The 13,248-nt window shown below is 52.9% G+C and carries 10 protein-coding genes; 7 read left to right on the top strand and 3 right to left on the bottom strand.

All coding sequences use genetic code 11. The features are described 5' to 3' along the window. Positions 1-43 precede the first annotated feature (43 nt). Both FHS90_RS07060 and FHS90_RS07055 read right to left on the bottom strand, forming a co-directional pair. Positions 44-2,368, bottom strand: a complete 2,325-nt coding sequence (locus FHS90_RS07060) for a penicillin-binding protein 1A (protein WP_182512509.1) — start codon at positions 2,366-2,368, stop codon at positions 44-46. 149 nt (positions 2,369-2,517) lie between these two features. Further along, entirely contained in the window at positions 2,518-3,498 is a 981-nt protein-coding gene (locus tag FHS90_RS07055; protein WP_182512508.1) for an N-acetylmuramoyl-L-alanine amidase, read from the bottom strand. A gap of 258 nt (positions 3,499-3,756) precedes the next feature. On the opposite strand from FHS90_RS07055, the gene FHS90_RS07050 reads away from it, so the two are divergent. The 5 genes from FHS90_RS07050 to FHS90_RS07030 all read left to right on the top strand — a co-directional run bounded on the left by FHS90_RS07050 (position 3,757) and on the right by FHS90_RS07030 (position 10,432). Further along, complete coding sequence (locus FHS90_RS07050) at positions 3,757-4,356, top strand: hypothetical protein (RefSeq protein WP_182512507.1); 600 nt, start codon at positions 3,757-3,759, stop codon at positions 4,354-4,356. A 95-nt stretch (positions 4,357-4,451) separates the two neighbouring features. Then, positions 4,452-5,318, top strand: coding sequence for a hypothetical protein (locus tag FHS90_RS07045; RefSeq protein WP_182512506.1), 867 nt, complete (start codon positions 4,452-4,454; stop codon positions 5,316-5,318). Positions 5,319-5,808: 490 nt separating this feature from the next. Continuing rightward, positions 5,809-8,373: a glutaminase family protein gene (locus tag FHS90_RS07040; RefSeq protein ID WP_343049619.1), complete on the top strand. Its 2,565-nt coding sequence runs from the start codon at positions 5,809-5,811 to the stop codon at positions 8,371-8,373. A 159-nt stretch (positions 8,374-8,532) separates the two neighbouring features. After that, positions 8,533-9,048, top strand: coding sequence for a nuclear transport factor 2 family protein (locus FHS90_RS07035; protein WP_066833636.1), 516 nt, complete (start codon positions 8,533-8,535; stop codon positions 9,046-9,048). Between the two features lie 286 nt (positions 9,049-9,334). Next, the gene (locus FHS90_RS07030) at positions 9,335-10,432 is read left to right on the top strand and encodes a mechanosensitive ion channel family protein (RefSeq protein WP_066833808.1); all 1,098 of its coding nucleotides are present in this window, start codon (positions 9,335-9,337) and stop codon (positions 10,430-10,432) included. Positions 10,433-10,497: 65 nt separating this feature from the next. Here FHS90_RS07030 and FHS90_RS07025 read toward each other — a convergent pair whose 3' ends face one another. Then, positions 10,498-10,947, bottom strand: coding sequence for a hypothetical protein (locus FHS90_RS07025; protein WP_182512505.1), 450 nt, complete (start codon positions 10,945-10,947; stop codon positions 10,498-10,500). 745 nt (positions 10,948-11,692) lie between these two features. Here FHS90_RS07025 and FHS90_RS07020 point away from each other — a divergent pair. Next, complete coding sequence (locus FHS90_RS07020) at positions 11,693-12,490, top strand: penicillin-binding transpeptidase domain-containing protein (RefSeq protein WP_182512504.1); 798 nt, start codon at positions 11,693-11,695, stop codon at positions 12,488-12,490. Between the two features lie 62 nt (positions 12,491-12,552). Next, positions 12,553-12,975: a VOC family protein gene (locus FHS90_RS07015; RefSeq protein ID WP_182512503.1), complete on the top strand. Its 423-nt coding sequence runs from the start codon at positions 12,553-12,555 to the stop codon at positions 12,973-12,975. The last annotated feature ends 273 nt before the right edge of the window (positions 12,976-13,248 follow it).

Here is a 13,248-nt window from a genome sequence, read left to right as displayed (position 1 = left end):
CTGTTTTCCAGAAAACAGGCCGAAAACGCAAACTTATTACTTCTTAGAAACCCGCTGAGACACTGTCATTTAACTGCTCCAGCATGGTATCTACCGCCACAGAGTCTTCCACTTTGGGTCTGCGCGGCACTACGGTTACGCAGTTGTACGGCTTCTTGATCTTCACGGCAGGCTTAGGGAACGGGCCCAGCTTAATGCCCAGATCAGGGTCTTTGTAGACTTTCTCCATGAATCGGCCAAAGATGGGTAAAGCGGTTTTAGACCCTTCGCCGGTGGCGGAAGTCCTGAAGTGAATACTGCGGTCTTCGCCGCCTACCCACACGCCCGTCACCAGATCTTTGGTCACGCCCACGTACCAGCCGTCTGAGTGGTTAGAGGTGGTTCCGGTCTTGCCGCCAATCTGGTTGCCTTTCTTCCAGAGGTCATACTCCCAGAGGGCCTGCGAGGTGCCGCCGGGTTCTTCCATGGTGCCCTTGAGCATGTGTACCATCAGGAACGCAGTCTCTTCACTGATCACCCGTTTCTGCTGCGGGTTGAACTGCTCAATGATGTTGCCGTTGCGGTCTTCTATGCGCATGACCAGCATGGGCTTGTTCAGGAAACCGTGGTTTACAAACGTGCTGTAGGCATTCACCATCTCATAGATGTTCACATCAGAGGACCCTAGTCCAATAGACGGCACGGCCTCAATAGGGCTGGTGATGCCCAACTTGCGGGCAAACTTGCGTACAGTGTCCCAGCCAATGGCTTCGGTGAGTTGGGCAGTCACGGTGTTGATGGATCGGCCCATGGCGTGCCGCAGGGTCATTTGCCGGCCAGAGATAGAATGGTCTGCGTTGTGGGGCGTCCATTCCATGGGTTTGCCGTTCTCCACGTATTTAATGGTCACGCGCTGGTCCTGGATCTTATCACACGGCGAATACCCGCCGTCAATGGCGGCCGCGTACACAAAAGGTTTGAAGGTAGATCCCGGCTGGCGCTTGGCCTGCTTCACGTGGTCAAACTTGAAATTCTCATAGTTAATACCGCCTACCCAAGCTTTGATGTGGCCGGTGTAAGGGTCCATGGTCATCATGCCAGCGTGCAGGAACCGCTTGTAGTACCGAAGGCTGTCCATGGAGCTCATGGTCATTTTCTTGGGGCCGTTCCAGCTGAACACGGTCATCTCCTTAGGCGTGTTCAGCGCCTTGTTGATGGCGGCCGTGTCTGTGCCGTACTTGTTTTTCAGGGACTGGTAAACGGCAGTACGTTTGATGGAGCTTTCAATAAAGCCGGGAATCTCCTTGTCTTTGTCATCTACCCACGGGTTGCGGCCTTTCCAGTGCCCCTCAAACCGGCGCTGCAGGTTCTTCATCTTCTCTTTGAGCGCCTCCTCTGCCAGTTGCTGCATGCGCGAGTCAATGGTGAGGTAGATTTTGAGCCCCTCTGAGTACATGTCCAGCTCTTTCTCCTCGGCCCACTTGCGCACAAACTCATTGACCGTCTGCCTGAAGTACGCCGGCACCCCGTCTAAATGCTGCTCCACATGGTATTTCAGCTCAATGGGCAACTGGCTCAGAGAATCAGCCTCAGCTTTGGTAATGACCTTGTTGCGGGCCATCTGCTGCAGCACCACGTTGCGGCGGGCCAGGGCATTCTTGGGGTTGAACCGAGGGTTATAAGTAGTAGGAGCCTTGAGTACGCCCACCAGCATGGCGGCTTCCTCTGGTTTCAATTCATTGGGCGTGGTGCTGAAAAAAGTCTTGGCAGCCACTTTGATCCCGAAGGCGTTGCTCCCAAAATCTACCGTGTTCAGGTACATGCCCAGAATCTCGTCTTTGGTGTAGCGCTGCTCCAGTTTGATGGAGGTGTTCCACTCCTTGGTTTTGGAGATGACGGTAGATACCCCCGGAATATACCCCAGCGGCCCCTTGGTGTTTTTGGTACGCAGCTTGTACAGGTTCTTGGCCAGCTGCTGGGTTAAGGTAGAGGCGCCGCGGGAGTCACCTTTCAGGTTGTCTTTCACCGCCGCCACCACACTGACAGGGTCAATGCCCTGGTGCTCATAGAAACGCTCATCTTCTGTGGCCACCAGTGCCTTGACCATGATGGGCGCAATGCTGTCAAAGGGCACCGGATCCCGGTTCTCCCGGAAATAACGGCCCACCAATACGCCGTCTGCGGTGTATATCTCAGAGGGCAGGTTGTTGCGCGGATTCTCCAGTTCATCCAGCCCCGGCGAGGCGCCAAACAGGTAGAACAGGTTCAGGTCTACGGCAAAAAAATAGCCCACTGTGAATACCAGACCCAATGCAAAGAGCTTCCAGAGGGTTCTGATCCATTTATTGTATTTGCTACGGGGGGCTTTGCTTTTCTTTTCTTCAGGCATGCGGCTGTTCACGGGTACCGGTACCCGTTCTCTCAAAAACGCACAAAGTTACGGGAAAGTGTTGGGTTTCGTGCTTTTACGCAGCTGTTTTAGGCCTATTTTCTGAAAAACAGGCCTAAAACAGAAATCCTTTTTCGGCCGGAGGGCATCTATAAAAGCTTGCGGTACAGGCTGTACAGAATCTTGAGGTCGCGCTCGGTGAGGGTGGCGGTGAGGTCTGTCTGCACATAATGCAGCTTGAACGCCTTCACCGCCGCCTCCAGGTTTCTGGTGTCATACCCCAGCACCCTCAGCGCCAGCCGCGGGTTGAATGACGCCGGAATGGTGTCTGACAGCGCCTGGTTCATGTTCTCAGTGAAAACCATGAGGGGTGTGTGGGCTTTCGGCGCAGCCGAAGGAATCCCAGTAGTAGCCAAAGAGTCCACGCCTGCGGCCATGGTTGAATCCTGCACCAGGTTCTGCTCAAACACCAGCTTCTCCAGCTCGGCCTCGTCATACCAGACGCCAAAACCGGCTTCGGCCAGACGTTTCCAGGGGAAGGTGGGATTGGGGTCTACTTTGCGGCTGGGGGCAATGTCTGAGTGGCCAATGAAGTTGGCGGCCGGAATGCCGTGGGTTTTCTTAAGAATGGCCAGCACCTTGAGCAGGCTGCTGATCTGGGCCTCCTGAAACGGTTCATAGCCGTTGTTATCCAGCTCAATGCCAATGGAGGTGGAGTTCAGGTCAGTGGTGGTGCCCCATCTGGCGTTGCCGCCGTGCCACGCCCGCAGGTAGTCATGGAGCATGTGGTACACCTTGCCGTCCCGGCCAATCACATAGTGCGCACTGACCTGCGTCTTGGGCATGGTAAAGGTCTTCAGGGTCTGGTCAGTGGAGTTCTGCGCGGTGTGGTGAATGACTACGTAGTTGGGCTTGCGCATGCTGAAGTTGGTGGTGCCCACCCAGTAATCGCCCTGCTGCAGGGTGTCTTCGCCGGGGTTGGTGACGGGCGTGGCGCGCAGGGTTTTGGCAAAGGTTTTCACCTGCTTCTTATAGACCTTGTTGGTGGTGGCGTAGGGGTTTTGGGAACAGCCGTTCAGAAAAAAAGCGGCGAGCAGGAACAGGCCCGGGGAGATAAGGGAGCGCTTCATATAAAAGGAATTAAGCTGCCAAAGATGCGCATTTATCTCTTTCTGGCAAGCAGGCGCCTTCCCTTTCTGCCTTTGAGGCTCCTGCGGCTCCTCTGCTTGGTCTGCGTGGCAAGGACGGAGGCGCCCTTCCCGCTTTTCTGTTTTCGGCCTGTTTTCTGAAAAACAGGTCAAAAACAGCAGGCTTCTGCGCAGGTTTTTGGGTGAAAAATAATACCTTAGGTACTTGTTCTATTTCTGGTAACACCTACGCATTCTCCCATGGACTTACCACCGCTACAGCTTTCGCATGAATTTCTGCCGGTGCCGGCTCTGTTCTACTCCTCTGAAACGGGCCAGCCGTTCAGGCACTGCCTCACCTGTGACGGCCATTTGCTGCAAGATGGCACGCCTTACCTGGTGGAGAAGGCTATCAGGAATTATACAGGGGCCGGCCTGCAGGATGTGATTTTTGAGTACGCCATGTGCCTCACCTGTGCCCAGCAGCTGCGGGAAGAACTGTCTGTAGATTCCCGCACCCGCATTGACGCCTACTTTTCTGAGAACGTGAACCTGGTAGCGCGCCGCGAAGCCCTGCTTTCCCTGCCAGACCCTTTGCGGCTGGAGAACTGGCTGTCTCATTGCCTGATCACCGGCACCTCCCTGGAGCGGTGCACCGAATACCAGCTCTTTGCCCAATGTGACGGCGGGGACCTGCTCTTCGGGTACATGCCCTACGTGATTTCCGGGGAGGCCATGGAGGAGATACAGGAGCTGATCTCCCCCCACACCCGCGAAATCCTGGACAACTTCATGGACACGCACTTCGGGCTTCCGCCGGAACTGCGGGAGCTACTGCAAGACAGGCTGGTGTTTTTGTAAATGGGGTTGATTGACGGGGACAGGTCTGATACCTGTAATTGGTGCGGTTGTGTGGTAGTTGGGTGGCTATTTTACATAGACAACATAACTAATATATGGCAGACACTGCATTAGAACTAAAGATTGGCATTGACAACGGAGAGAAATATTCAGACAACCAGATTATTGATAAACTTCAAAAATCTGAACTTGTAGCCGAACTTACGTCTAATTTGCCCGAAAAACCACTTGCACTGACTTGGCGACTGATTTGTATTAGTGAAATACCATTTAGTTACAAGTTAGACTACACACAAAAGCTCATCTGCAAAGTTTACGAAAAACTTTCAACACCATTTGGCTTCTCATTAAGTGGAGACGAAAAGATGTTTCTACCGTGTTACAACGCAATGATAGTTTCTGCTTTGTGCCGTTTAGGCAGAGCCAACGACCAACAAGTACAAAGTGCAGTTGAATGGATCAACACAAACCAGCCAATGCAGAAAGGTCAAAAAGTAGAATTGCCAAATTTCAACTTTGACAAATATGGGGGATGTTTTAAAAACACACCTTGCTATATTGGTTTAGCAAAATCAGTTTTTGCGTTGAGAGACTTCAAAGAACAAACAAACGGAACGAAATACGACAAACAGCTAAAGAAAGGAACAAATTATATTCTTCAACACAAATTTTTTAAACGCTTAAGCAAAGATGAGCCTATCACAAAACACATTACTGATATTTCCTTTCCAGAAACCTATCATTTAAATGCTGTTGAATTGTTGCGATTTGCCAAAAAGACTAATTTATTATTACATGAAAATGCAGCAGACTTAATAGACCTCATAAACAAAAGGCAAAATAAACACGGAAAATGGAAGAACAGTTTTACCTATAAAGCAGACGGTTATATAATTTTTGACAAAGACCCAAAAGAAAGTCAATGGACAACTCAAATAATAAAACAAGCATTGAAAGTATAAAAAAACAGCCAATAACACTGTATGAAAGCCATCTCGGCCAACGGCCTTCACCGTCGTTTATACTAGTCCGTTGACCGTAAATTTGAATACGGATAGGGCCCTTAATTATGGGTGAATTCTTTTGTTATGGTCTGTATAGCTTATGGACTTGTGGCGAACCAGAACAGTTCTTATTGATTGCTATGGCCTTTCGCCACCAAGGGTCTTTCAGAATGACAGAGAAGAAAAGAATATTTTTATTGAACCTATTTACAAGGGGAACAACCTCTCTCCACTCTCATAGAAACGTTAGCCCGCGCCTGAATCAACTGAACACATTTCACAACCTTCTCCCCCACAACTCATCATCTACCAGCCCTCCGCTGTTCGCACATTTGTAGATAAATCTAGCACTATTTCACTTTTCTGCTCCTGAACTGGACTCCCAATGAATAAAGTATCAAATTAGCCTGGCAGCAGGTTCTTCGCCGGGAGAACGGGCTTTCAGCAGATGCCTAAACGCTTTCAGTTCATGATGTTTTTAACCAGACCATTCTTTTCTCTGAGGTGCCTTTGGGCGCTGCTTGTAATTTGCCTACTCGGCTGCCAAGGGGCAGAGGCGCAGGTACACCGGGCTCCAGCCTACCCTTTGATTACCCATGACCCGTTCCTCAGCCTCTGGTCCACCACAGATGAGCTGGCGGCTAGCGCTACCAGGCACTGGACTTACAGAGACCAACCGCTTCTTGGTTTTCTCAGAGTGAATGGAAAAACCTACCGCTTCTTAGGCAAAGAGGCGCAGGAAGGTTTCCGGGCGGTGCTGCCCACAAGTGATGAAATGGCCTACACCGCCCGCTTCACAGAGACAGCCCCTCCGGCAGATTGGCATACCCCCTCCTTTAATGACAGCGGCTGGAAAACCGGCCAAGCCCCCTTTGGGGATAATGAGAAGCAGCCCCGCACCCTCTGGAGCTCAAAAGACCTTTGGGTGAGACGCGCCTTTACCCTGGAGGAAGCCCCCAAGGAGCATCTATTCCTGAAAATAAGCCACAGCCGCCAGGTAGAGGTCTACCTGAACGGCGAACGCATTTACCAATCAGACAAAGGGGCGTCAGACTTCCAGTACATTCCCATAACCGGTGCAGCCAGAAAAAAAATCAAAAAGGGCGCTCACATCTTGGCGGTACACGCCACCGGAGCAGATGAAGGCAGGTGGCTGGAGGTAGGCCTGGTGACCAGTAAGAACAGAAAAACAGAGGCAGACATTCTTCCGGCCCGGCAGCAGGAGGTCACCGTCACCGCCACCCAAACCAAATATACCTTTACCTGTGGCCCCGTTGCGTTAAAGGTGACGTTCACCTCACCACTGCTCTTACATGACCTGCACCTGGTAGCCCGTCCTATTTCATACGTCTCCTTTGAAGCCACCTCTACAACCGGTGACGCCCACAACGCCACTATTTATTTTGGGGCCTCTTCTGCGCTGGCGGTCAACACACCAGACCAGGAGGTAACAGCCCTGGCGTACACGGCACAGAACCTGGGTGTGTTAAAGGCTGGCACCACCCAGCAACCAGTACTGCAGAAAGACGGCGATGACCAGAGAATTGACTGGGGCCACGTTTATGTGGCCGTGCCCCAGATCCCGAAGGCCACCATAGGGGTTTCTAAAGGCGCTGAGGCCCTCTCCCAATTTACCCATGGCCAGCCTCTTCAATCAGGCCAACTCACAGGCCAGAACCTGATGCTCAATGCTTTTTTGCCCCTCGGCAACGTGGGGAAAACCCCTGCCAAGGCATTCGTACTGGTGGGGTATGATGATGTGGAGAGCGTGCAGTTCTTTGGCCAGAACCTGAAACCCTGGTGGAAGGAAAAACCCGGCACCAACATAGAACTGGAACTGGCCCAGGCGGCCAGGGAGTACCAGACTATTCTGCAGCAATGCGGTGCCTTTGACCAGAAGCTCTATGAAGAGGCCAAAGCCGCCGGGGGCGAAACCTACGCCAATCTGTGCGTACTTGGCTACCGGCAAAGCATTGCGGCCCACAAACTGGTAAAGAGTCCGCAGAACGAGCTTCTGTTCTTGTCTAAGGAGAACTTCAGTGGTGCCGCCATGAACACCGTTGACGTTACGTACCCCTCTGCCCCGCTGTTCTTACTGTACAACCCGGAGCTCCTGAAAGGCATGCTGAACGGTATTTTCTACTACAGCGAGAGCGGGAAATGGACGAAACCGTTTCCGGCGCATGACCTGGGCACCTACCCCTTAGCCAACGGCGTCATGTACAAAGAAGACATGCCCGTAGAAGAGGCCGGCAACATGCTCATCCTCACGGCTGCCATTGCCAAAACAGAGGGGAACGCAGCCTACGCCCGAAAACACTGGGCTACCCTTACCACCTGGGCAGCGTTTCTGGCAACAGAAGGCTTTGACCCCGCCAACCAACTTTGTACAGATGACTTTGCCGGTCATCTGGCCCGCAACGCCAACTTGTCTGTAAAGGCCATTGTGGGCTTACGCTGCTACGGCCTGCTGGCCCACATGCTGGGGGAGAAAGAGACGGCTCAAAAATACACCGCCCTGGCGGAAGGCATGGTGCAGAACTGGATGAAACTAGCAGATGCCGGAGACCACTACGCCCTCACCTTTGACAACAAAGACACCTGGAGCCAGAAATATAACCTGGTATGGGATACAGTGCTTGACTTAAACCTGTTTCCCCAGAAAGTACGGGAGCAGGAGGTGGCGTATTATCTAACAAAACAGAACCCCTTTGGGCTACCGTTAGACAGCCGCAAGACCTACACCAAATCAGACTGGATTATCTGGACCGCCACCCTGGCCCAGAATCAGCAGGATTTCTCTGCCCTCATCACGCCCGTGGCGAAATTCAGCGCCCAAACCCCTAACCGGGTCCCCCTCACAGACTGGCATGAGACCACCAATGGCCGCCAGGTGGTGTTTGCGCAATACGGCCGGCACATGGGGTTTCAAGCCAGAAGTGTGGTAGGAGGCTACTTCATGAAACTACTGGCAGAGAAAATGAAGAAACAAGAACCTGGGAACAGACCGTAACAGCGCCTTTCACTTTATAGAGCCAGCTTTCACGCAACTTCACTGGACAAGCCGGAGCTTCTCTGCCTTGCTGGGGGGGCAGCAGGTTCTGTTGCCGCCTGCGTAAGTTTTTGCCAGTTTACGCTACTTATGGAAGAAACTGACCAACAAAAAACTGTTATGCGCTCATTCCTTTTCCTTTGCGGCTGCCTTGCCGTTGGCCTTTCTGCAATTGCGCAACCTAAGAAGACGGCTCCCGCCAGCACCGCAGACGCCAGGGCGGTAGAAGCAGCCGTAGTGAGATTCTTTGACGGCATGCGGGCCAATGACAGTACTTTGGCGCGGTCGGTGCTGGCGCCCAACGCCCGCCTGCTCACGGTAGCCGCCGGAAAAGACGGCGTGGTACGCACCCATGAGACGCCGCTGGACAGATTTATGGAGATGATCTCCAAGCCGCAGGAGAAAGTGCTGGATGAGCGCATCTGGGGCGTGAAGGTGAACATTGACGGCGACCTTGCCACCCTCTGGTGTGACTATGCCTTCTACGTGGGTGACACCTTTAGCCACTGCGGGGCAGACGCGTTTCTGTTGTACCGCGGCAAAGACGGCTGGAAGATCTTCAGCATTGCAGACACCCGCCGCAAGCAAAACTGTGACCTGAAAGCCGCCCAAGCCGCCAAAACCAAATCTAACTAACCCGTAGCTGCTCCTCTCAACCAGAGCCAAGCTGTTCTTTTTAAAGAAACCGGAGGTCTGTTTTGGGGCTGTTTTTTCGAAAACAGCCCCAAAACAGACCTCCGGTTTTTCTGCCGCCGACCCTTCTTTCCCGGTTAACGGGGCAGGAAAGCAATTAGCAGGCGGGTACCGTGTTCCGCGGGGCGGGTATAAACATAACTGGAACGGGTGGGCGGCTCGTACTATGGGGGTACTATACGTTTTGTTCACTTTATCACCTGCCGCCTGGGCAGCCGTATTCTTGCACATGGATAGCACCCTTCTGGACAGAGTCTACTACCACAACACCGTTCTTGACTACCTCATTGCCATTGGCATTATTGTAGTGGGCCTATTGCTGGCCAAGTCATTCAAACACCTGTTCCTGCAGCGGGTCAAGAACTGGGCCCACCACACCAAAACCAACCTGGATGACTTCATTGTAGACAGCATTGACCGCTTTCTGGTACCCGCGCTCTACTTTGCCATCATCTACGCCGGCATTCACTTCCTCACGCTCTCAGAGAAGGTGCAGAATGTGCTGCGGGTGGCCTCTACCATAGTGATCACCTTCCTGTTTGTGCGGCTGATCTCCTCTACCATTCTGCTGCTGCTGAGGTCTTACGTAAGGAGGCAGGAGCGCGGGGAGGAGAAGGTGAAGCAGCTGGGCGGCCTCATGCTCATCATCAACGCCGTGATCTGGGTCATAGGCCTGCTGTTCCTGTTTGACAACATGGGCTACAACGTGACCACCATTGTCACCGGGCTGGGCATTGGCGGTATTGCTATCGCGCTGGCGGCGCAGAACATTCTGGGGGATGTGTTCAACTACTTCGTGATCTTCTTTGACCGCCCCTTTGAGACCGGTGACTTCATTGTGATTGATGAGAAAGCCGGTACCGTAGACTACATTGGCATCAAGACCACGCGCGTGAAGAGCCTCTCTGGCGAGCAGCTGGTGTTCTCTAACAGTGATCTCACAAACTCCCGCATTCACAACTACAAGCAGATGATGCGGCGGCGGGTAGTCTTTAAGCTGGGGGTGATTTACCAGACTTCGCTGGAAAACGTGAAGCTGATCCCCAGCCTGCTGGAGGAAATTGTGAAAGAGCAGCGCCCCGTGCAGTTTGACCGCGCCCACTTTATGAGCTACGGAGACTCCAGCCTGGACTATGAGGTTGTTTACTACGTGCTGGATTCAGACTACAACAAGTACATGGACATTCACCAGAGCATCAACTTCAAGATATTTGAGGAGTTCCAGAAACGGGGCATTGAGTTTGCCTACCCAACCCGCACGCTGTTCATGGTGCAGGAAAACGCTGAAGCCGGCGCCGGTGCCTCTCCCGCCTCCCCTCTGGAATAAAAAAGGCGTTTTAGGGCTGTTTTTCTGAAAACAGCCCTAAAACGCAACCGGCTTTTTTCTACAGATTACTTGGCGGAGTAGCTCAGGGCCGTTTTCCGGTCCCGTTCCTGACAGCTTTTGAGCCAGGCAAGGGCTTCTTCGCGGCTGTAGAACATGCAGTACTCCAGTTGCTCGCCAATCTGGCTGATGCGCAGGACCTCTCCGGCCACCTCGCCGTAAGAGTGTCTGTTGGCCACGTGTGCCAGGTACCTCAGCCCCGCCTGCATAGCCCTTGGCAGCCATTCTTTCTCCAGCCACCCCACCGCATCACTCCACGGGCCAGACAGCTGGCTGTTGTCATTGAGCTTGTAGGCGCAGGTACTTTTCTCCAGCACCTCCAGGCCCAAACCGCAGGCGTTCTTTAAATCCTGCTGCGAGGCGTAGCCGTACCAAAGCGTATCAATCACCCCCAGCCCCTGGTTGTGTTCCACCACGTAAAAGGTTCTGTCAAAAGAATTCTTGGCTTCCAGACGCATGAGACAAAGGGTGTGGGAAGTGTTTGTGAAAAGTATAAAGAAATAGTGGCAAAGGAAAAAAAACGGCAATTTATCTTCTTCTGGCGCGGGCATTCCAGAGGAGAGGGTGCATGCACGTATAACCGCCCCGCGGAAAAAAAGTTTTAGGCCTCTGACCTGGCGGCAAGCCCAGCCCTCAGAGAGACACCCGCTACCTCTCTTTCACCTACCCCGGGGTTTCTGCCGCAACGCCGCTCCTTCTCCCCCCCTCCCGCACTGCGGTGGGTTTTCTGCTGCCGGTTTGGCGGTGAAGGCTACTGTTGAGGATAAGGCCAACCTGTCTCCCCTGCGGCAGGCAGCCCCTGCCATACCCTGCCCGTTGCCGCGGTTGCTTCCCCTGCCAACTACGAAAGGAACCCTGGAACGGGAATACCCTGGCCACTCCCTTGCGGCAGAGGTTCCCTGCAGAAAACTAGGGGGGTCCGCTTTTTCTGTTTTCGGGCTGTTTTAGCCCAATACTTCGGACAGTTTAGATGAGTAGAAAAAGTGCGTTTGTAGCGTTTGAGGGCATGTACAGGTTTAGCATCCAATGTTTTTTCTCCATTTTGGGAAATACCTAACTGCCATTTAATTACTTAAACCCCATTTATAGCCTCTAAAGCCTCTTTTTGCCTTTTAGAATTGTCCGAAGTATTGAGCCAAAACAGCCCGAAAACAGAAAACTTTCACCTACTTAGCAGCCCCAAACATGGCTAAAGTTTAGTTTATGAAACCGTACCAGGTGCTCCTCCCCCTCCTGCTTTTCGTCTCATCCTGCCTCTGCCGGGCGCAAGACCTGCAGCAGCCGTTCAAAGACTGCCAGTTGGAAGGCAGCATCACCGTCTATGACTATCACCAGAAACGCTGGCTCTACAGTGATTCAGCAGACGCCCACCGCGCCTCCCTGCCCGCCTCCACGTTCAAGATCCCCCACTCGCTGATTGCCCTGGAAACGGGGGCGGTGAAAGATGAGCACGAAGTTTTTCCCTGGGACGGCACCCCGCGCGAAGTAGCCGCCTGGAACGGTGACACTGATATGAAAAACGCCTTCGCCAATTCTACAGTCTGGTTTTATGTGCGGCTGGCTGAACGCTTGGGCAATAGCACCTACCGCCGGTATTTCAAACGCATGAACTACGGCAATGGCAAAATGGCCAAGGCCCAGGGGGCAGATTTCTGGAACTACGGTGATTTTGCCGTCAGCCCCCGGGAACAGATCCTGTTTCTGCAGAAGTTGCATGAGGGGAAGCTGCCGTTCAAGCAACAGAACCTGCAGAAGGTGAAGCAGTTTATGGTAGTGGAGCAAACGCCCGCTTACACCCTTCGGGCGAAGACCGGGTGGACCAAATACAACAACGTTGACAGCGGCTGGTGGGTGGGGTATGTAGAGACCAGAGGCAACGTCTTCTTCTTTGCCACCCGCCTGCACAAACCCCGCAGCACCGTACACCCCCACTTTTCAGACTGCCGCAAAACCATCACCAGAAAAGTACTGCACCAGCTGGGGGTTCTGCCTTCGGCGTAGCCGTTGCGTTTCTAGCCTGTTTTTCCTAAAATAGCCCTGAACCAGAAAACTGACTCTTCCCTATGGAACCCAGAATCACCCTCATCACCCTTGGCGTGCAGAACGTGGCCACGGCTACTGCCTTTTATGAACGCGTCTTTCAATGGCAACCAACCGAAGCCAGTCAGGATGGCATCACGTTCTTCCAGCTCAACGGCCTGCAGCTAGCGCTCTTTGGCAGGGACGCCCTGGCCGAAGACGCCAACCTGTCTGCCCGGGGCAGCGGGTTCAGCGGGTTCAGCCTGGCCCACAACCTCCGGAGCGAAGCTGAGGTGGACCAGTTTTTCACCCATCTGCAAATCGAAGGGGTGGCTATCACCAAAATGCCGGAGAAGGTTTTCTGGGGTGGGTACAGCGGTTACTTCCAGGACCTGGACGGGCATCTGTGGGAGGTGGCCCACAACCCGTTTCTGCCGCTAGACGAACAGGGAAACGCTGTGGGGTAGTGCTGTTTCTAGTCTGTTTTCACAAAATCAGCTCGAAAACGGGAAGTGCTTTATTATGAGAGATCTAAATCCTATATTCGGCAGTGCAATTACGTTTATCCGCCGGAAACGGGATGTAAACCGTATGTTTAGGTACGGCTATAGGTGTGATAAACGTAATAGGTACGGTTATACGGTAGTTAATCCGTCATTGGATTATTTTCTGCTTTTATAATGGCGAAGCCTCCAGGCAAGGGAGGGGAAAGGAACCAAAGGTCATTAAAGCCTCAAAAT

The sequence above is a fragment of the Rufibacter ruber genome, assembly GCF_014138425.1.
Taxonomy (GTDB): domain Bacteria; phylum Bacteroidota; class Bacteroidia; order Cytophagales; family Hymenobacteraceae; genus Nibribacter; species Nibribacter ruber_C.
This window is presented reverse-complemented; position numbering and strand designations above follow the sequence as displayed.